22 protein-coding genes and 4 tRNA genes are annotated in these 20,067 nt (G+C 42.4%); 13 read left to right on the top strand and 13 right to left on the bottom strand.

Annotated elements, in window-relative coordinates; genetic code table 11:
- Window positions 1-132: 132 nt before the first annotated feature.
- The 5 genes from folE to ACP7BU_RS02515 form a co-directional block, all read right to left on the bottom strand.
- Entirely contained in the window at window positions 133-681 is a 549-nt protein-coding gene (folE, locus tag ACP7BU_RS02535) for a GTP cyclohydrolase I FolE (RefSeq protein WP_004730181.1), read from the bottom strand.
- A gap of 93 nt (window positions 682-774) precedes the next feature.
- Window positions 775-1,458, bottom strand: coding sequence for a Smr/MutS family protein (locus ACP7BU_RS02530; RefSeq protein WP_005246851.1), 684 nt, complete (start codon window positions 1,456-1,458; stop codon window positions 775-777).
- A 197-nt stretch (window positions 1,459-1,655) separates the two neighbouring features.
- On the bottom strand, window positions 1,656-2,462 hold the full coding sequence (trpC, locus tag ACP7BU_RS02525) for an indole-3-glycerol phosphate synthase TrpC (RefSeq protein WP_425877933.1): 807 nt from the start codon (window positions 2,460-2,462) through the stop codon (window positions 1,656-1,658).
- A gap of 20 nt (window positions 2,463-2,482) precedes the next feature.
- Entirely contained in the window at window positions 2,483-3,529 is a 1,047-nt protein-coding gene (gene trpD, locus ACP7BU_RS02520) for an anthranilate phosphoribosyltransferase (protein WP_180037816.1), read from the bottom strand.
- Between the two features lie 9 nt (window positions 3,530-3,538).
- Window positions 3,539-4,123, bottom strand: a complete 585-nt coding sequence (locus ACP7BU_RS02515; RefSeq protein WP_004646400.1) for an anthranilate synthase component II — start codon at window positions 4,121-4,123, stop codon at window positions 3,539-3,541.
- Window positions 4,124-4,931: 808 nt separating this feature from the next.
- On the opposite strand from ACP7BU_RS02515, the gene glnA reads away from it, so the two are divergent.
- The 6 genes from glnA (at window position 4,932) to ACP7BU_RS02485 (ending at window position 9,853) form a co-directional block, all read left to right on the top strand.
- Window positions 4,932-6,347 (top strand): type I glutamate--ammonia ligase, encoded by a 1,416-nt coding sequence (gene glnA / locus ACP7BU_RS02510; protein ID WP_004279641.1) that lies wholly within the window; start codon window positions 4,932-4,934, stop codon window positions 6,345-6,347.
- A 90-nt stretch (window positions 6,348-6,437) separates the two neighbouring features.
- Window positions 6,438-6,713 (top strand): hypothetical protein, encoded by a 276-nt coding sequence (locus ACP7BU_RS02505; protein WP_004279642.1) that lies wholly within the window; start codon window positions 6,438-6,440, stop codon window positions 6,711-6,713.
- 2 nt (window positions 6,714-6,715) lie between these two features.
- A complete protein-coding gene (locus ACP7BU_RS02500; protein WP_155861875.1) occupies window positions 6,716-7,222 on the top strand; it encodes a chorismate--pyruvate lyase family protein in 507 nt (168 codons plus the stop codon).
- Window positions 7,223-7,227: 5 nt separating this feature from the next.
- Entirely contained in the window at window positions 7,228-8,109 is an 882-nt protein-coding gene (gene ubiA / locus ACP7BU_RS02495; RefSeq protein WP_253159093.1) for a 4-hydroxybenzoate octaprenyltransferase, read from the top strand.
- Window positions 8,110-8,219: 110 nt separating this feature from the next.
- On the top strand, window positions 8,220-9,461 hold the full coding sequence (locus ACP7BU_RS02490) for a lipase family protein (protein ID WP_253113860.1): 1,242 nt from the start codon (window positions 8,220-8,222) through the stop codon (window positions 9,459-9,461).
- Window positions 9,462-9,589: 128 nt separating this feature from the next.
- The gene (locus tag ACP7BU_RS02485) at window positions 9,590-9,853 is read left to right on the top strand and encodes a hypothetical protein (RefSeq protein WP_253175248.1); all 264 of its coding nucleotides are present in this window, start codon (window positions 9,590-9,592) and stop codon (window positions 9,851-9,853) included.
- A 185-nt stretch (window positions 9,854-10,038) separates the two neighbouring features.
- Here ACP7BU_RS02485 and ACP7BU_RS02480 read toward each other — a convergent pair whose 3' ends face one another.
- The 8 genes from ACP7BU_RS02480 to ACP7BU_RS02445 form a co-directional block, all read right to left on the bottom strand.
- Entirely contained in the window at window positions 10,039-11,028 is a 990-nt protein-coding gene (locus tag ACP7BU_RS02480) for a diaminopimelate dehydrogenase (protein ID WP_425877938.1), read from the bottom strand.
- Between the two features lie 316 nt (window positions 11,029-11,344).
- Window positions 11,345-11,788, bottom strand: coding sequence for a DUF2726 domain-containing protein (locus ACP7BU_RS02475; protein ID WP_168730734.1), 444 nt, complete (start codon window positions 11,786-11,788; stop codon window positions 11,345-11,347).
- A gap of 61 nt (window positions 11,789-11,849) precedes the next feature.
- Window positions 11,850-11,925 (bottom strand) — tRNA-Asn (locus ACP7BU_RS02470).
- A 6-nt stretch (window positions 11,926-11,931) separates the two neighbouring features.
- Window positions 11,932-12,007 (bottom strand) — tRNA-Asn (locus ACP7BU_RS02465).
- Window positions 12,008-12,298: 291 nt separating this feature from the next.
- A tRNA-Asn gene (locus tag ACP7BU_RS02460) sits at window positions 12,299-12,374 on the bottom strand.
- A 5-nt stretch (window positions 12,375-12,379) separates the two neighbouring features.
- Window positions 12,380-12,455: transfer RNA gene (locus ACP7BU_RS02455), tRNA-Asn, on the bottom strand.
- A gap of 148 nt (window positions 12,456-12,603) precedes the next feature.
- Window positions 12,604-13,230, bottom strand: a complete 627-nt coding sequence (locus tag ACP7BU_RS02450) for a superoxide dismutase (protein ID WP_004646486.1) — start codon at window positions 13,228-13,230, stop codon at window positions 12,604-12,606.
- 153 nt (window positions 13,231-13,383) lie between these two features.
- Window positions 13,384-14,142: a Nif3-like dinuclear metal center hexameric protein gene (locus ACP7BU_RS02445; RefSeq protein ID WP_168730735.1), complete on the bottom strand. Its 759-nt coding sequence runs from the start codon at window positions 14,140-14,142 to the stop codon at window positions 13,384-13,386.
- 170 nt (window positions 14,143-14,312) lie between these two features.
- Here ACP7BU_RS02445 and ACP7BU_RS02440 point away from each other — a divergent pair, with 170 nt between their 5' ends.
- The 7 genes from ACP7BU_RS02440 to rutF all read left to right on the top strand — a co-directional run bounded on the left by ACP7BU_RS02440 (window position 14,313) and on the right by rutF (window position 20,037).
- Window positions 14,313-15,494: a S1C family serine protease gene (locus ACP7BU_RS02440; protein WP_425877941.1), complete on the top strand. Its 1,182-nt coding sequence runs from the start codon at window positions 14,313-14,315 to the stop codon at window positions 15,492-15,494.
- A gap of 136 nt (window positions 15,495-15,630) precedes the next feature.
- Window positions 15,631-15,888: a hypothetical protein gene (locus ACP7BU_RS02435; protein WP_184412569.1), complete on the top strand. Its 258-nt coding sequence runs from the start codon at window positions 15,631-15,633 to the stop codon at window positions 15,886-15,888.
- An 80-nt stretch (window positions 15,889-15,968) separates the two neighbouring features.
- A complete protein-coding gene (gene rutD, locus ACP7BU_RS02430) occupies window positions 15,969-16,760 on the top strand; it encodes a pyrimidine utilization protein D (RefSeq protein ID WP_253146157.1) in 792 nt (263 codons plus the stop codon).
- Window positions 16,761-17,097: 337 nt separating this feature from the next.
- Entirely contained in the window at window positions 17,098-18,204 is a 1,107-nt protein-coding gene (gene rutA / locus ACP7BU_RS02425) for a pyrimidine utilization protein A (protein ID WP_425877944.1), read from the top strand.
- Entirely contained in the window at window positions 18,201-18,962 is a 762-nt protein-coding gene (rutB, locus tag ACP7BU_RS02420) for a pyrimidine utilization protein B (protein ID WP_425877946.1), read from the top strand. Before rutA ends, rutB begins: the two co-directional genes overlap by 4 nt.
- A 33-nt stretch (window positions 18,963-18,995) precedes the next feature.
- Complete coding sequence (rutC, locus tag ACP7BU_RS02415; protein WP_325777651.1) at window positions 18,996-19,376, top strand: pyrimidine utilization protein C; 381 nt, start codon at window positions 18,996-18,998, stop codon at window positions 19,374-19,376.
- Between the two features lie 79 nt (window positions 19,377-19,455).
- Window positions 19,456-20,037, top strand: a complete 582-nt coding sequence (gene rutF, locus ACP7BU_RS02410; protein ID WP_325777650.1) for an NADH-dependent FMN reductase RutF — start codon at window positions 19,456-19,458, stop codon at window positions 20,035-20,037.
- Window positions 20,038-20,067 lie beyond the last annotated feature (30 nt).

Below are 20,067 nucleotides of genomic sequence, written 5' to 3'. Positions count from 1 at the left end.
CTTTAAACCCTGTTACCAGGTGTTATTTATAGCAAGTGAGCTTTTGAATTAAGTATTGATATCCTCTTCCTTCAAAAGCAAAAAACCCCGAATGATCGAGGCTTTGAGTAACTTATTTTTAAGCTTTAATAATTAATAGCTTTCTGGAACCGCACTTAAAAATTCACGACGTGTTTCTTTGTCGGTTTTAAAATCACCAATAAATGATACCGTACGTGTGGTTGATTCCTGCTTGCCTACACCGCGCATCATCATGCACATGTGCGCAGAATCAATCATTACTGCAACACCGCGTGCTTTGGTGACTTCAGCCACTGCTTCTGCAATTTGCTGAGTCAGATTTTCCTGAATCTGCAAACGGCGTGCAAACATTTCAGTAATACGGGCAAATTTAGACAGGCCTAAAACATGACCTTCTGGCAAATAGGCGATATGTACGCGGCCATAAAATGGCAATAAGTGATGCTCACATAGCGAATAAAATTCGATGTTTTTGACCAGTACCATTTCACGGTTATCGGAAGGGAAGACCGCCTTGTTGGTCACTTCTTCAAGTGTCTGGCTATAACCCGAGGTTAAATATGAAAATGCTTTCGCAGCGCGCACAGGCGTATCTTTGAGACCAGGGCGATTTAGATCTTCGCCAACGGCAGTAAGAATGTTTGCGTAGGATTGCTGCATAGTCATATGACGTATTCACTTAAACTGAGAATGAACAAGGACGGCATTGTAGCAGAAAACTTTTACAATGCCTTGTTTTGAGGCTAAAACCGTTTACTGTTTGAACTTTGGATTCTTTTCTGCACGTTTGAGCAGAACCAATACCGCACCGGTACCGCCTTGCTTTTCAGGTGCACTGACAAATGCCAAAACATCGCGATGCTGGCGCAGCCAGCCGTTGACATAGGTTTTTAAAATCGCTTCCGGGCCTTTGCCATGTACGATTTTAATCACGTTCTGGTTTTCATCTTTGGCGATCTGGATAATCTGCAGCACGGCTTGACGCGCTTCTTCCACGGTACAGCCATGCAGATCCACAGCTTCAAACCAGCGCAAGTTACCGGCTTTCAAGTCTTCAAACACTTTATGCTGCAAGGTGGCGATGCGATAGCTCAAGTTGGCCTGACTGCCGACAGGATTGAGCATGGCCTGAGTATCTGATAAAGCCATTGCCTCTGTTTCCAGCGGGCCAGTAGCCGCTGCACGCTTTGCCAAGATTTGTGCATCCGGCTTTTTCTTGCGTGGTTTGTCCAGTTGAACCGTATTTCCCGATTCAATTTTTTGTACGCCCTGCATTTGCTTGCGGAATAATTCCAGTTCTTCTAACGCTTCTTGCTCGACAGTCTTTTCAACAGGTGCAGCAACGACCGCAGGCGTTTGCGGTTGTGTAATTTGCTTCTTAAAAGATTTCAGCAGATTGTACTGATCTTTAGATAATGAAGAATCGTGTTTACTCATAATGTAAAAACAAGGGAGATGCGGAATTTACAAGAATTATAGTCTGAAAATAGACAAAGGAGAACTGAATTGCGTTCATGACATTGCTGAGGATTTTAAATACGCTCGAGAATCTATGATCTACTTTTCAATATTGAAAATAAAAAAGCCCAATCCTGAGATTGGGCTTTTTTAATGCTTAGGTGAGCATTTACATTTTAAACCGCTTCAGGCTCACCAAACAGATCGCGGAAAGCATGATCCGGACGTGGTTGTTTCATGAAGCTTTCGCCGACCAGAAAGGCGTGAATATCATTTTTCTGCATCATCGCAATATCCGCAGGTGTGGCAATACCACTTTCAGTCACCAGCAGGCGTGAAGGGTCCAGTAATTTTTTCAAACGTAATGATGTGTTTAAATCCACATCAAAGGTTTTTAAATTACGGTTATTTACACCGAGCAGACAACGATCAGAAAGTTTTAAAGCACGGGATAGTTCTTCTTCATCGTGAACTTCAACCAGTACATCCAGATGATGTTCAAATGCAGTTTTAGACATTTCTTCTAACTGCTGATCAGACAGGCAAGCCACAATTAGCAAGATACAGTCTGCATGCAGAGCACGTGCTTCGATAACTCCATAAGGATCGATCAGAAAGTCTTTGCGCAGTGCAGGCAGGTCGCAATGTGAACGGGCAATCTGAATGTTGTCATCGTGACCCTGGAAAAAGTCTACATCGGTCAGCACCGATAAACAGGCTGCACCTGCCTCCTGATACTGTGCTGCAATTTCCGCAGGGTTAAAGTTCTCGCGAATAATGCCCTTAGATGGCGAAGCTTTCTTAATTTCAGCAATGACGCCCGGACGTTTCGAGAGTAAAGACTGGGCAAAACCACGCACAGGTGATGCACCTTGTGCCAGTTCTTCCAGATCTTTATAACTTTTCTGCTTTAAACGTAGGGCAAATTCTTCTTTTTTGCGGTCAACAATTTTACCTAAAATTGTGTTTGCGATATCCACCATGATCAAAATCCCTGACCGAATTAAGCTTCGTAATGTTTAATGGTTTTGGTAAATTCAGACAGCACACTCATTTTTTCAAGTGCCTGACCGCCGTAGATAATGTCATGTGCCAGTGCAACACCTTGCTTATAGCTGCTGGTTAAACCGGAGACATAAATACCTGCGCCGGCATTCAGCGCGATCATGTTCGCTGCTTTATCACCGATGTCTGATTTCTTCTTGCCCAGCGCATCTTTGATCAAAGCCAGACTTTGCGCAGAGTCTTCCACAATCAGTCCGGTCAGGGTTTGCGACTCAATATCGACCGATTCAGGAATAATGTCCCATTCCGTGACTTCGCCATTTTTCAGTTCAGCGACATGAGTTGAAGAGGCTATACTGATTTCATCCAGACCATCACGTGAATGCACTACCATCACATGTTCAGCACCGAGCTGTTTCATGACTTCGGCAATAGGACGACAGAGTTCATTAGAGAATACGCCAATGACTAAACGATTTACTCCAGCCGGATTCGTAAGCGGACCAAGTAAATTGAAAATGCTGCGAATCCCTAGTTCTTTACGTGGACCGATTGCATATTTCATGGCTTGATGATGATTCGGTGCAAACAGGAAACCGACACCAACGTCACGGATACAGCGTTCAGTCTGCTGCATATTCAGGTCCAGATTAATCCCGGCCTGTTCCAACAAATCTGACGAACCTGATTTGGTCGAAACGCCGCGGTTACCATGTTTGGCTATAGTTGCACCGGCTGCTGCGATCACGAATGCAGAGGCAGTAGAAACGTTAAACAGGTTTTGACCGTCACCGCCTGTGCCGACGATATCGACCAGATAAGGAATGTCACTGACATCAATTTTAGTGGCAAGTTCACGCATGACACGTGCAGCTGCGGTAATCTCATCAATGCTTTCGCCTTTAAGACGTAAGCCCATCAGCAGGGCACCAATCTGGGCATCGGTCGCTTCGCCTGACATGATGGCACGCATCACGTCTTGCATTTGATCCTGAGTCAGGTGAATGTTTTTAGTAATATTGCTTAAAGCTTGTTGAATATTCATAAGGTGTTCTTAGGCATAAATTTCGAGAAAGTTTTTAAAGATTTGATGACCATGCTGGCTCAGAATCGATTCGGGATGGAACTGCACGCCTTCGACCGGCAATGTCTTATGTTTCACACCCATAATTTCTTCCATAGAGCCGTCAGCTTCATTGGTCCAGCAGGTCACTTCCAGACATTCGGGCAAGGTGGCTTGATCAATCACCAGTGAATGATAGCGCGTTGCAGGAAATGGAGAAGGGAGATTGCTGAAAATCCCGGTATCACTGTGGTACATATCAGACAGACGGCCATGCATGACACGTTTGGCACGCACGATATCACCGCCAAATGCCTGCCCAATACTTTGATGACCAAGACAAACGCCCAGTAAAGGAATTTTGCCAGCAAAATGCTGAATGGCAGGAATAGAAATTCCTGCCTCACTTGGCGAGCACGGGCCGGGGCCAATCACTAAATACTTAGGTTGCCATCGCTCTATATCTTCCAATGTCACGGCATCATTACGGACTACTTTTACTTCTTGATTCAGTTCGCCAAAATATTGGACGATGTTATAAGTAAAGGAGTCATAGTTGTCGATCATTAAAAGCATGAGCTTAACCTATTGAAATTAATGCACTTAACTGTGCTAATGTTGTCCAGATCGTACTTTATTTATACGTGTTGCAAGCACTTGCCTGACACAACTAAATCATTGATTTCATTGTGTGAAAATAAAGCACGCTTCATCATAGCAAAAAATAGCCCCATTCGGCGCAACAATTTCGATCAATTTATTGGCTTTAAAAACCTATAGAAAATTAAATAAAATTTTAATCATGATTTAAAGTAATAGGCTTACTCAGAGAAAGTTTTAAACGAATATTTTTTAGAGTAAAACTTAAAAATGAAAAAATGAGATCAAAGAGAGGTAAAATGCTTGATGAAAAAAACATCACTTGAATAATTAAGCTTTATATAAACTTTTCTATTGAAAGTAGATTTAAAGAAAATGCCTCATAATAGGCATACAATCCCAAATGAATCGCAAAATTTTCTTTACTGATATCTACCAAAAAACGCTCAATTTTTAGCCAAAAACAAGTAAAAACATAACAAAAGTAAGAAAAAGCAGCATATTTGCTATAAAAAGCTATGTTTCTCATACATCTTTATAGATACATGCACTATTTAGGTGCGCTAAAAAATAAAGCTGAAATAAAATAAATGAAGAATGCTTGAATATGGTGCATTTAGTTTTGCAGCTAGTATAATAGCCGCAAAGTATTTTTGTCACTTCATGATTTCTTATAAAGATTTCAAGATTTTATCTATACTTTTAAAAGTTGGTACGGTAATTGCTTAATAACTATCAACTGCTAACACGCACTTCACGGGTGCAACAAAAACATCGGAGCAAAATGAGCATGGCGAACAAGGTCCTTCAACTCATACAAGAAAGTGGCGCAAAATGGGTCGATTTTCGCTTTACTGATACCAAGGGTAAAGAACAACACGTCACTTACCCAGCAGACAGTATTGATGAAGATACATTTGAAGACGGCAAAATGTTTGACGGTTCTTCAATTGCAGGTTGGAAAGGCATCGAAGCATCGGACATGATTTTACGTCCGGATGCGGCAACAGGTTTTATCGACCCGTTCTTTGCAGAGCCAACAGTTGTTGTAACTTGTGACGTAATCGAGCCATCAACTGGTCAAGGTTATGATCGTGACCCACGTTCGATTGCGCGCCGTGCAGAAGAATATTTGAAATCTACCGGTATCGGTGACACTGCATTCTTTGGTCCAGAACCAGAATTCTTCGTATTTGACGAAGTAAAATGGGAAATCGACATGTCTGGCGCGCGCCATACATTGATCGCTGAAGAAGCTGCTTGGTCAACTAACAAAGACTACGAAGGCGGTAACTCTGGTCACCGTCCACGCGTAAAAGGCGGTTACTTCCCAGTTCCTCCTGTAGATTCTTCACATGACATGCGTGCAGACATGTGTGCGCGTATCGAAGACATCATGGGTCCAGGTCGTGTAGAAGTACATCACCACGAAGTTGCTTCTTGCCAGTTAGAAATTGGTGTGAGCTTCAACACTATGGTGCGTAAAGCAGACGAAGTTCAACAGTTCAAATATGCGGTTTGGAACGTTGCGCATCAATATGCAAAAACAGCAACCTTTATGCCTAAACCAATGGTGGGTGATAACGGTTCTGGTATGCACGTGCATATGTCGATCTCTAAAGACGGCAAAAACCTGTTTGCTGGTGATGAATATGCAGGCCTTTCAGAAATGGCGTTGTACTTCATCGGTGGTGTAATTAAACATGCTCGTTCTTTGAATGCGATCACCAACCCTTCTACAAACTCGTATAAGCGTTTGGTTCCACATTTCGAAGCACCGATTATGCTTGCTTACTCAGCGCGTAACCGTTCTGCATCTATCCGTATTCCTTACGTGTCTAGCCCGAAAGGCAAGCGTATTGAAGCGCGTTTCCCAGATCCAATGATGAACCCGTACCTAGGTTTCGCGGCATTGTTGATGGCTGGTCTTGACGGTATTCAAAACAAGATCCACCCGGGTGAAGCTGCTGACAAGAACTTGTACGATCTTCCTCCTGAAGAAGAAGCGAAAATCCCTACAGTGGCGCATAGCCTGGATATGGCGCTTGAAGCACTTCAAGCGGATCATGATTACCTGTTAAAAGGTGGCGTGTTCACGAAAGAAATGCTTGATGCTTATATCGAGCTTAAAACTGAAGAAGTTCGTCGTCTAAACACGACTACTCACCCAGTTGAATTTGATATGTACTACAGCTTGTAATTCATCACGAATTAAAGCGAAGAAAACCCGCGCATGTCGCGGGTTTTTTTGTATCATCTATTTATAATTTTAAATGATTGATGGGCTTAAATGGCACAACGTAAAAAGCACACCAGCTTTTATCCATGGATTGATCCAAAAGATCATAACAAAGGTTTTAAGTTGAACTTCTCTGAAGTGACTTATCTTGAAGTGGGGCGGACCCCCGAGGGTTATAAGCAGGCTCAATTTGTGGCGCTGAAAAATCCTGAAATAGCGCTGGATTATGCTTATCCAGAATCATTTTATTTGAGTGCTGAAGGTTTTATTTTAATTAAAACCCCACAAGGCAAATATGAAATCATTGCAAAAACAGATAACTGTTAACAATGAATAGTCGTTCTAGAAATCAAAATCAGCGTGTGTTGCTGTCAACTCTGCCTGCTGAGTTAAAACCGTGGCTGTATGCATCGGGTTCACTCACGCAACAACTGACCGATTTGGCGCAAGGACAATTCCATGTCGAGCCAATTCAAGAGCATTTTCAGCGTTTAAGCTTTGCCAATGCCAAATGGATGCAGATGTCACATCAGCATACTTCCTGGGTGCGTGAAAGTTATCTCTACGGCTCGGAACAGTCTCCTTGGGTGAAAGCCAAAAGCATCTTTCCGATTTTAAGCCTGCAAAAAAAAGCCCGAATTTTTCAGCATATTGGCACCAAACCGATTGGCTGGTTTCTGTTTCAGCGCACTAATCCACTGTGCCAGCGCCGGGTGGTACTTTTAGATGAGGGCTGGACCCGTCAGAGCTGCTATACTTGGCACGGCTGTAAATTTATCGTACAAGAAACATTTTTACCGGCATTTGAACACTTTATACAAAATTCACGGGCTTGATTTTTATGGCAACCGCACAAGCAATCACCTGGCGTGAGCGTCTTAGCGCCTATTATTATCTTTGTCGTTTTGATAAACCGATTGGGACTGAACTGGTTTTTTGGCCTACCATGTGGGCGCTGTGGATTGCAGCTCAGGGCATGCCACGTATTGAAATTTTAATTCCCATGATTTTGGGTGTGATTTTTATGCGGGCGGCAGGTTGTGCCATTAATGATTTTGCTGACCGTAAAGTCGATGCACATGTGGAGCGTACTAAAAACCGTCCGCTAGCGACTGGGATTATCAGTGCCAAAGAAGCTGTGATGGTATTTCTGGTTTTGGTGTCTGCCAGTGCCTGCCTACTATTTTTTCTGCCAATCGAAACTTTTTACTGGTCATTTGGGGCTTTATTTTTAGCGTTTATTTATCCTTTTATGAAGCGCTATACCCATTTACCTCAAGTCTTTTTGGGTGCAGCATTTTCCTGGTCGATTCCGATGGCTTATACCGCAGTTGGACAAACGCCGGATTTAACCTGCTGGCTTCTATATTTTGGTAATCTGGCCTGGACCGTAGCCTATGATACCCAATATGCAATTGCAGATCGTGAATACGATTTAAAGATTGGGGTGAAATCAACCGCGATCTTATTTGGTCGATATGATATTCAGATCATTAGCGCTTTGCAGGCCATTAGTATTCTTTTGATTGCTGTAGCACTTTGGCTAGAAAATTTACTGATTCCATTTGGTTTGGCTGCATTAATTGTTGTCGCTCTCGATTTTATTTACCAATGGTTTAAAACTCGAGATAAAAATCCACATTTGTGTTTCTGGGCGTTTAGGCATAACCGCTGGATTGGATTCATAATCTTTTCTGGAATTTTTCTGGCTCTTTGGTACTAACCATCTATCGGCTAATAACAAAAGCGTCCTATAAGGATGCTTTTTTTTATGCTTAATTTTGAGTGATCTCGATAAAAAGAGATAGGGAATAACAATAAAAGGATAGAAATATGCAGAATGGTTATAAGAAATTAATGTTGGGCGTACTGTGTTCTTCAGTACTGTTTTTATCTGCGTGTGGCGATGATGATAACAATGATATCTTTGTCCCCCAGCCAAAGATTTTTTTGAGTGAACAAGCCTATACCAAGGATGTCATAACCCAAGCATCAAGTATTCGAGTTATGCGATATAACATGCCAAATGTGCAGGGAAATACAGCAGAAGCTACAGCATTGGTTATCTATCCTAGAACTCCACAACCGAGAGACGGTTGGCGTGTAGTGGTGTGGGAGCATGGAACTGTTGGGAGTGGTGATAGCTGTGCACCAAGTTCAAATATTCTTAATCCACGGTTTAAAATAATGGCCGAGAGTTTACTCGCCAAAGGTTATGTCATCGTTGCACCTGATTATGAGGGTTTAGGAACTCGAGGGATTCATCCTTATCTGCATTTAAAGAGTGCCGCACAATCTGCAATCTATGCAGTGAAAGGGTTTAAGCAGCAGCAAGGCGATAAATTTAATGGTGCATGGGTATCTGTGGGGCAATCACAGGGTGGACATGCATCTTTGGGTACAGCAGAGTTTGCAGGGAATGATCCAAATTATAAAGCAGCAGTTGCAGCAGCACCTGCATCTAGTTTGGGCTATATTATTGGTACAGTTGCACCGCAAGCTTTAAATAAATTGATTTTAGGTGAAGGTGCTGGTGCCGTTCAACCAGGAACTGCGAAAGCTGTTTATTCAGAACTTCTTGCCTATGCAGCCTATGTCGGTGTTGGAATAAAAGCCTATGAGCCAAATTTTGCTTATCAAGATATCTTTGAAAGCACATCTGAGCTGGTTGCAGAACGTGCTGAAGGTACTACTGGTGAAAATGGTCTGTGTTTAGAAAATTTAATGACAGCTTTTAGTACGGATATAGATCAATGGTTACAGCAAAATCCTGGGAAAACAGTGGTGGACTATCCAGGGCTGACTGATAATTTTGATCAAAATTTATCTGTGAAAAATTTCTTAAGGGATAATCAGCCTGCTACCAAAAAAATAAATGTACCGGTAATGATTATTCAGGGTAAAGAAGATATGGCAGTACCTTATGATGTTACAGATGCCTTGCAAAAGAATTTGGCGGCTTTGGGTACGGATGTGACTTTCCTAGGAGTTGATGGTGCATCACATACTCAAGCAATCGTTTTAAAAAATACAGAGCTTGTAGAATTCATTGAAGAAAATATGCCAGCGAAGTAAAAATAAAAGCGAAGATATTAAAAGGAGCTAGGGCTCCTTTTTTATTTTCGCATTTTCAAAATTTGAGCAAGAGCTTTAATTTGTTATAGTAGGGGTGAAAGTTAAATGATTGTCAAAGCAGGTTTGTTATGTCCGAGCAGCCACAGCCCCGCAGTATAAAAAAGCTATTGATCTTCGGTACGCTTGCACTTTGTATTCCGGTATTTTTAATTAGTATGGCATTTCTTGCAGTGAATAGTGATGCTAAAAATCAGGAAAAATACAAGCAGCAGCAGGCAGATATGATTGCACGTATTGAAGCACGAGAAGCTGCGGAAAAGCTCAAAGCAGAGCAGGATGCTAAGGCAAATTCAATACAAGCTGCGTCTGAAAGTAGTGCAACAGCACCTTAATCTATCTAAAATCCCTTTGCACTTGTCTAATACTGCAAATGTCTGTGTAGTAGATAATTGCTCATTTGTCGAAAACTATCTCACTCGATTGTAGATATTCGATATTTCTTGATGAAGTAATTTGCGCTTTTCAACAGAAAAATATAGCCACCCATCATCCGATCGGTGGCTATATTTAAATCATCTTAAAGCAATTCTTTACGCAATTGCTCAGGAGATTTAATTGAAAGTAGAGCAGGTGCTACATCTAATGCTGTTTTAGCACCATATTGCTGGGTTTGATTCAGACGGTAGCAGGCACGGGCATAAGCCACTAACACACTTGCGGTAAACTCAGGATTGCTATTCAGCTTTAAAGAAAACTCAATCACCTGTTTTTGTGCATCACTGGTATTACCACTACGGATGACAAAACCGCCATGTGGCATATCCTGATGATCTTTCAGTAAAGTTTCCTCACTGATAAAATTCACAGTCGTATTATAATCGGCAAAATAATCAGGCATGCTGACGATGGTTTGTTCAACTGTTGCTGCATCAGCTCCTTGTTCCAATACCACATAACAGTCACGATGATGTTTGTCTTTGGTGCTTAACTCAGGTCGTGCGCCACTGCGGACTTGTTCAATCGCGTCAGTAGATGGAATGGTGTATTGCACACCAGCTTTCACACCTGCTACACGGCGGATCGCGTCTGAATGTCCCTGGCTTAAGCCTTTACCCCAAAAAGTATAAGTTTCACCATCTGGTAATAACGCTTCACCAAATAAACGGTTAATCGAGAACATGCCAGGATCCCAGCCAATAGAAATCATGGCTGTTTTTTTGTTAGCAAGGGCAGGTGCATCGACTGCAGCATAGTATTCCGGAATACGTGCATGCGTATCAAAACTATCTACAGTATTGAATTTACTTGCAAAGATAGGCGCTTGTTGTGGCAAGTCATCTTTAGAGCCGCCACAAAGAATCAGCACATCAATTTTATCGCTAAAATCATTTAATAGTGCATCCATGCTATACACTTGAGTTTCTGCAAAGCAAGGAGAGACGCTGCTTGGTGAGCGGCGAGTAAAAATACCGACAAGCTGCATATCAGGATTTTTTTGGATGGCAGTTTCAACACCGCGGCCAAGATTACCGTAACCCGCGATACCAATACGAATAGAATTTTGCATAAATAAACGATCACTGAATAAAAAAACAACGCCAAAAATAAGCAAGGTGATGATGGCCGGAAATGGAACAGGCCGATCAGGTCATCTGACTTATATTTTGTTTTCGAAAGGATTATAGAGCGATAATTTAAACTTTATCACCCTAGTTCTGCAGAAAGGCAGGTTTAACTGAGAATGCTTGTGATGAGACGCTAAATTGGACGAGGATAGGTTAGTTTTGAAGCATGAAAAGCTGCCGAGAAATTAAAAGCGGAGCAGGAGGCTTTGATTAATCCAATTCAAGCTGCAGCGAGAAATATCGAAATTGCAGCTTAATTTATTTTAAATCCCTTTGCAGTTGTCTGATAGTTGGAATCTGAGTGTATCGAATCACGGTATAGCCTGCTGCAATCAGCATCGCATCACGTTCAGCATCTTCCTGCTCTTTGCCAATATGGCTCGGATCATCCAGTTCGACAATCGCCACTACATTATATTCACGATCAAGTACTACGAAGTCTGTAACTTTACGATTAAATTGATTACGCATTTTCATCTGATCGTGCGTGATCAAAGCGCTAAATGCGACTTGTGCAAGAATGTGATGATGGGGAAAGGCATCTTTCAGACGTGTAAACATCCTGCTTTCAAAAGCAGTAATGACGCGCTTTGGATAGAATTTCTTTTGACGGGTGAAGAGATGCGGCAAGAGCAGGCAAACTAATGCAAAAGTTGCCAGGCAGCCAATCACAAAAAATATAAACTGACTCAAATTAAACACAGATCACAAAAGGGGAGAATAAAAAAACCCACTTCGCAATGAGTGGGTTTCTTCAGAATCTTGGCTCTCCCACCTGGGCTCGAACCAGGGACCTGCGGATTAACAGTCCGTCGCTCTACCGACTGAGCTATGGGAGAATAGATTGGCTCTCCAACCTGGGCTCGAACCAGGGACCTGCGGATTAACAGTCCGTCGCTCTACCGACTGAGCTATTGGAGAATCTGACAGCGATTATAGAGAGATTTGAAAAGGGGTCAAGGCACTTTTAGAAAAAAGCAGCATAAATTGAATCAAGTGTTTTAAAAATAGTCGAAAAGGTTTGTAGTTCAAACTGTTATGTTTATGTAAACCGGCCCTAACAGCAAAATCGTGATCAGCCTTAATTTTGATAAGTGATCTGGAGCATAAGAAATGAGCGGTTGATCGCGCATATAAATCAATATGATCTCAATTTAAAAAATACAGCTATAAAAAAACCCACTTCGCAATGAGTGGGTTTCTTCAAAATTTTGGCTCTTCCACCTGGGCTCGAACCAGGGACCTGCGGATTAACAGTCCGTCGCTCTACCGACTGAGCTATGGAAGAATAGATGGCTCTCCAACCTGGGCTCGAACCAGGGACCTGCGGATTAACAGTCCGTCGCTCTACCGACTGAGCTATTGGAGAATCTGATCGGCATTTTAGGGATGAATAACCAGGTCGTCAATCAATTAATGTAAAGAAATGAATTGTTTGCTTCATAAATATTCATTTAGAGCCTAAAAATAAAAAAATCACCCGAAATGGGTGATTTTTTTAGCAAAGAAATAAAAAATTATTTCTCAACACCTGCAGGCTGACCTGCATATTTCGCATTTGCATAATCCCAGTTTACTAGGCTTTCTAGGAAAGTAGAGATGTACTTAGGACGAGCATTACGGAAATCGATGTAGTAAGCGTGTTCCCAAACGTCAATCGTCAACACTGCAATTTTACCGTGCGCCATTGGCGTATCAGCATTTGAAGTTTTCATGATAGAAAGCTGACCGTTTACTTCGTCAGCCACTAACCAAGCCCAACCTGAACCAAATTGAGTAGTTGCAGCAGCAGCAAATTCTTCAGCAAATTTTTCATAAGAACCGAATGCTTCGTCAATTTTCGCAGCCAAAGTACCAGTTGCTTTACCGCCACCGTTTTTAGCCATACAGTTCCAGTAGAACGTGTGGTTCCAAACTTGAGCCGCGTTATTGAAAACACCTGCTTTAGAAGCATCACCAGCAGTTGCTGTAATAATTTCTTCTAGAGTTTTGCCTTCAAGCTCAGTACCAGCGATCAGGTTATTCAGGTTAACCACATACGTATTGTGGTGTTTGTCGTGATGGTATTCTAAAGTTTCTTTGCTGATGTGTGGAGCAAGATCTTCGTAGCCATAAGGTAATGCTGGTAAAGTAATGGTTGTCATGTTTTCAATTCCTTGCATTTTGCTGGGTTTTAACAATAAGTGGCTTTATTGTAATAGATAATCGGGCAGAAATGGGCATCGTGTATAAATAACAATACAGAATAAAGCCTGAAAATATATGAATAAAGCCACTGATCATAACCGTCAGTCGAATTAAATCGGATTGTTTAATTCGAAATAATCATACTCAATATTAAACTGTTCTGAAATAGCCTTGGCCAGGCGTTGCACACCGTATTTTTCAGTCGCATGATGGCCACAGGCATAATAATGGACATTCAGTTCCTGAGCTTCATAAAAGGTGCGTTCGCTCACTTCACCTGAAATATAGGCATCACAATCTTGTAGTGCCGCTTTTTGAATATAATCCTGCGCACCGCCGGTACAGAAACCGACTTTATGGATTTGAGTTTTGTCTGCAGGCAGATGAATCGCATCAAAGCCCAGCTTTTCTGAAACATAATTTTTAAAATCTTCCGGACTCATTGGCTGTTTTAAATAGCCAATATTGCCAATCGGACGTTTTTCACTCGGATCAAGCTGTTCGATATTTTCGAGTTCTAATAAATCCGCAATGGCAGCATTATTTCCCAGAGTTGGATGACTGTCTAAAGGTAGGTGATAGCCAACCAGTGAAATATCATTTTGAATCAGGGTTTTAATGCGTTTACCACGCATTCCCGTAATCGGATAGGCTTCTCCTTTCCAGAAATAGCCATGATGAACCAGCAATAGATCAGCGCCTTGCTCAATTGCAGCTTCAATTGCACTCTGGGAGGCGGTCACGGCACAGAGGATTTTATTCACTTCGGATTTGCCTTCAATCTGCAAGCCATTCGGTGCATAGTCCTTAAATTCACGTGCTGCCAAAGTTTGGTCACACCATTGAATAATATCGTTCAAATTCGCCATAAAATTCCTGTAAGTTTAAAAACTTGCCCATATTTATCTATAGGTCTAATTGTAACTAAAGCTGCACAAATCTCTGTGGAATTTTTTGTGTTTAGTTATGTATTTCGCATTACAATAGGACACAAATTACTTAGTCATCAACGAATTAAAATATTTTAGAGGATAGCAACGTGCGCCGCACCTTTACATGGTTACCCTGGGTGTTACTGATTTTAGTCATTATCGGTTTTTTGGGGTGGCAACAACTACAAAAACCAAAGGCACCAGTTGCGCCAGATGGTGTCAAAATGCCTGCTGAAAAAGTAGAGCCGTTGATTGATACGTCGCGCTCAGGAGGCGTGGTCTCCTATAGTGCTGCTGTAAAAGTGGCAGCACCCGCTGTCGTGAATATTTTTACTACCCAAAAAGTCAAGCAACAGGCGCATCCTTTACTGACCGATCCGGTATTTCGTGAATTCTTTGGCGATCAGTTGCCTGACCAGTATGGACAAAGCCCGAATGAAAACAGTTTAGGTTCGGGTGTAATTGTACGTCCAGACGGTTATATCCTGACCAATAACCACGTGATTGCACAGGCCGATCAGATTGTAGTGGCTTTGCAGGATGGTCGTCGTGCTGAAGCCAAGGTGGTCGGAACTGATCCGGATACCGATCTGGCTGTGATCAAGATTGAACTGACGCAATTGCCAGTTTTGCCATTTAAACTCAGTGGCAATGAAGTCGGTGATGTGGTTCTGGCCATTGGTAATCCTTTTGGTGTTGGGCAAACCGTGACGCAGGGGATTATCTCAGCAACGGGCCGTTCAGACTTGGGTATTAATACCTATGAAGACTTTGTGCAGACCGATGCTGCAATTAACCCGGGTAACTCGGGCGGTGCACTTATTGATGTCGCCGGTAATTTAATTGGCGTCAATACCGCAATCTTCTCGCAGTCTGGTGGTTCACTGGGGATTGGTTTTGCCATTCCGGCCAAAATCTGTCAGCAGGTGATGAATGCCATTTTGAAAGATGGCCGTGTGGTTCGTGGCTGGTTAGGGATCAGCTTATTACCTGCAGAGCGTGATGATGTCCTGCAACCCAAAGAAAAAGGCGTAACGGTCGCAGAAGTGCTCCCAGATGGACCTGCTGCCAAAGCGGGAATCCAGCGTGGTGATAAAATTATGAAAGTAAATGAGGAAGAGATTAGTTCCGCCTCACATCTGATTAATTTTGTGGCTTTGCAAAAGCCAAACAGTACCATTCAGATTGAAATTGAGCGGGCAGGGAAAACCATGATGCTAAAAGTTGTGGTGACTGAACGTAAGGCACAAGACAGTGCTTCACAATATATTCCTCTACCAGGCCAGTAAGTTTGATCAAAAAAATCCCTCATCATGAGGGATTTTTTTATGCAATTATTTCAGCTTGTTCTGATACAAAAGTGAAATATTAAGCGCTTTATAAATCATTTAGCTTAATGAAATAACATCAAAAGAGAAAATAAAAATGACTTTTATGACGGCAGATCAGGCCAAAATTTTATCCAATGTTGCTAACCTGAATATTGAAATGTATAAGCCACGTCTGGCGCAACTGATTGAAGATAATGCCCGGCAAGGCAATACAGCGGTACTGACAGTTTTTCCTAAACATCTGCCTTTGGAAGATATTCGTGACTTGTCTGCGGAGTTAACAGATCTAGGCTATAACGTGCGCTTTGAGGTACAGGAATTTTATTACAGCTTTAATGTGTACTGGCTATAATTTTAACAATTGTTCAAAAATAGTCCTGTTCAGGCATGTATTTTGCTGCACTCATCTCATAGCGAAACTATGAGAATTTTATGTCTTTATTTATTCATCGTGCAGCACGGGCCGATGCGCCTTATGTAGTGCTTTCTTCTGGGCTAGGCGGACATGCCAGTTTCTGGAATCCACAAATTGAAGTTTTGCAGCAAGATTTTCATGTGGTGACTTATGATCAGGAAGGTTGCCATTCGGATTCTGGACTGTTGTCAATACCTTATTGCGTAGATCATATGGCCCGACAGATTCTGGATTTATTGATCAATCAGGATATCCGTGAATTTCATTTTATTGGTCATGCATTGGGTGGGCATATCGGCATGCAACTCGCAACCTATCAGGTTGATAAAGCGTTTAAGTTATTCAGCCTGACTATGTTGAATGCCTGGGGAGAACTGGATTCACATACCCAAAAATGTTTTCAGGCACGCACATCATTATTGTTGAATAGCGGAGCCGAGGCTTATGTGCGGGCACAAGCCTTATTTCTGTATCCTCCACACTGGATCTCGACACATCTTGACCCGTTAACAGAAGCAGAAAATAAACAGCTACTGGACTTTCCGCCAATTCAAAATGTCTTAGCTCGTATACAGGCAGTGCAGGCTTTTAAGCTAGAGGAGGCACATCAGCAGGCGCTCAAAGATGTTCTTGTACATCTGATTGCCAATCAAGATGATTTTTTGGTGCCTTATCAACGCTCGCAACAACTTCAGCAATTATTGCCGCATAGTCAGCTCAGTCTGTTTGCAACAGGAGCGCATGCTTCTACAGTGACTGAAACCGCCCAGATCAACCAAAGCATACTGCAATTTTTAAAATCAGCCTGATATTTTCAGCAAGTAACTTTGTTTGCTCAAGCCAGAACCTGTTTCTGGCTTTTTATTTTTTCTAATGAATTATTTTTATGGTTTTTACTCAAAATCTGATTCTTCCTAAAAGCGATGATGATCAATTTTAATGCACCTGAATGAAACACGATGAGCAAAATTGATTCAGGGGTGAAAGTCATTATTTTACTAAAAATTCAAAAATATAAATATTAAGTATTTAAAAATAAATAAATAAAATAAATTGGCACGCGCTTTGCAATATTTTGAGCATAAATAAAAAACCTGAATTGGCAACAGGATTTTGAATATTGGTTAAAAATAATGAGGTGTGAAAATGAAAATAGGTGTCTTCTGTCCAATTGGAAATAACGGCTGGTTACTCTCTGAAAATGCACCACAGTACATGCCGACTTTTGAGTTAAACAAACAAATCGTGCAGCGTGCTGAACACTATGGTTTCGATTTCGCACTTTCCATGATCAAGCTGCGTGGCTTTGGTGGCAAGACCGAATTCTGGGAACATAACCTGGAAACTTTTACCCTGATGGCGGGTCTCGCAGCGGTGACCAGCAAAATTCAAATTTATGCAACGGCAGCCACTTTGGTCATGCCACCGGCAATTGTGGCACGTATGGCATCTACCATTGATTCTATTTCTAATGGCCGTTTCGGTCTGAATGTGGTGACCGGCTGGCAGCCACCTGAATACACCCAAATGGGCATGTGGCCAGGCAATGAGTACTTTGGCAAACGCTATGAATATCTGTGTGAATATGTACAAATTTTGCGTGAGCTTTGGGCAACCGGAAAATCAGACTTTAACGGTGAGCATTTCCAGATGGACGACTGCCGTGTTAGCCCGCGCCCGCAAGCCGATATGAAAATCATCTGTGCAGGTCAGTCGGATGCCGGTCTGGAATTTTCTGCGCAATATGCTGACTACAACTTCGTATTTGGTAAAGGACTAAATACGCCAACGGCTTATGCCGAAATCAATGACCGTTTGAAAGCAAAAACGGATGTGACGGGCCGTGATGTACAGACCTATGTACTGTTTATGGTGATTGCAGCCGAAACCGATGAAGAAGCTCAGGCTAAATGGCAACATTATAACGATGGTGCCGATATGGAAGCGATTAACTGGTTGATGAATCAGGGAGGGAAAGACACGACTTCCGGTACAGACACCAATATCCGTCAAATGGCTTCTAGCGTATCTCCAGTGAATATCAACATGGGCACCTTGGTAGGCTCTTATGAAAATGTGGCACGAATGTTGGATGAAATTGGTGAAATCAAAGGTACGGAAGGTGTGTTACTGACGTTTGATGATTTTATTCAAGGGGTTGAAGATTTTGGTCAAAAAATCCAGCCGCTGATGAAATGTCGTGACCATATTGTCATTGAAGGTGCAGCACCGGTTCTGGAGAAAAGCGCATGAGTGAATCAGTCGTAACAGCCGGTTTTACTGAAAAACTCGGCACAGGGAAAACGCTTAAAGCGGAACCCGAAGCGATTTGTCTTTCACCAGAACAGACAGCCTTGATTGTGATTGATATGCAGAATGCCTATACCTCTCAGGGTGGCTATCTGGATCTGGCCGGCTTTGATGTCTCGAAAACCAAGCCGGTGGTTGAAAATATTAAAAAGGCTGTTGATGCTGCACATGCAGCCGGTATTCAGGTGATTTATTTCAAAAATGGCTGGGATGCCGAATATAAGGAAGCAGGTGGTACCGACTCTCCAAATTTTCATAAATCCAATGCCTTAAAAACCATGCGTAAACGTCCCGAATTACAGGGGCAATTACTGGCCAAAGGTGGTTGGGATTTTGAGCTGATTGATGAGTTAAAGCCACTGCCACAAGACCTGGTTATTGAAAAGCCACGTTATAGCGGTTTCTTTAATACCGCATTGGACAGCATGTTGCGTGTCCGTGGTATTCGCAATCTGGTTTTTGTGGGTATTGCCACCAATGTCTGTGTGGAATCGACCCTACGTGATGGCTTCTTCCTGGAATATTTTGGTGTTGCGTTAGCAGATGCCTGTCATCAGGCGGGTCCGGTCGAGGCCCATGAAGCCAGCCTGTATAACATCAAGACCTTCTTTGGCTGGGTGTCAGATACAGCAAATTTTGTCAATACCTTTCAAAAAGAAAGTGAATCACTAAAAGAAACCAAATTGGCTGAAAGTGCCTAAAGAATTAAAGATCAGGATTAAGGAAAAAACAGTATGCCTAAAGAAATCATTATTCCAGAAGGAACGTCGAAACCATTAGCACCTTATGTACCGGCAACCAAGGCAGACAATATTGTCTATGTATCAGGCACATTGGCCTTTGATGAAAATAATAACGTGGTGCATGTCGGTGATGCCGCAGCCCAGACCCGGCATATTCTGGAAACTATCAAGCGCGTGATTGAAGAGGCCGGTGGCAGCATGGATGACGTGACGTTTAACCATGTTTTTGTCAAAGACTGGGCCGATTATGCCGCAATTAACACAGTTTATGCAGAATATTTCCCGGGAGATAAGCCGGCACGTTATTGCGTACAGACTGGTTTGGTAAAACCGGATGCGCTGGTCGAAATCGCCTCGATTGCCCATGTATAAGCCGAACCACCTGATTCAATTTCATCTATATCAGCCCTAAGACTGTCACTGAAAACTGACTTGGGGTGGGGAGAACCGCATGAATGCCAAACTGTCTAAAATTATTGCCGAAACATTTACAGAGAATAATGCATTAAATAAGGTTTTAAAGACTGAAACCGATGCTGAAGTATTTACTCAGGTCGACCAGCAGATTTTCCGTCAGGGCATGTCCAATCTGGGCGCTGCAGTAAATGTCATTACTACACAAGGCGATGCAGGGCAGGCAGGATTTACAGCTTCAGCCGTATGTAGTGTGACCGATACACCGCCAACTTTGCTGGTTTGCCTGAACCGTTCAGCTTCAGTTTATGAAATATTTAAGAATAATAAGGTTTTATGTGTAAATACCCTGGCATCACACCAGCAGCATCTGTCCAATCTGTTTGGTGGGAAAACACCAATGGCAGAGCGTTTCAGTCAGGGGAACTGGAAAACGTTGCTGACCCAGTCACCCGTACTTGAGGATGCCTTGGTCAGTTTCGACTGCGAGGTGGTGCAGCAATTATCCATCGGCAGTCATGATGTGCTGTTCTGTGAAGTGAAAGCCATGTGCCAGCGTCAAGGCAATGCGCTGATGTACTTTAACCGTTCTTACTGTGAGCCACACAAAATGTGCTAAATCAATTCAGTCCTAATCAAGGAGGGGAAG

The sequence above is a fragment of the Acinetobacter sp. 40AMC3-4 genome, from assembly GCF_049898185.1.
Lineage (GTDB): Bacteria > Pseudomonadota > Gammaproteobacteria > Pseudomonadales > Moraxellaceae > Acinetobacter.
The sequence above is the reverse complement of the archived record's forward strand: the minus strand, read 5'-3'. Positions and strand labels throughout refer to the sequence as shown.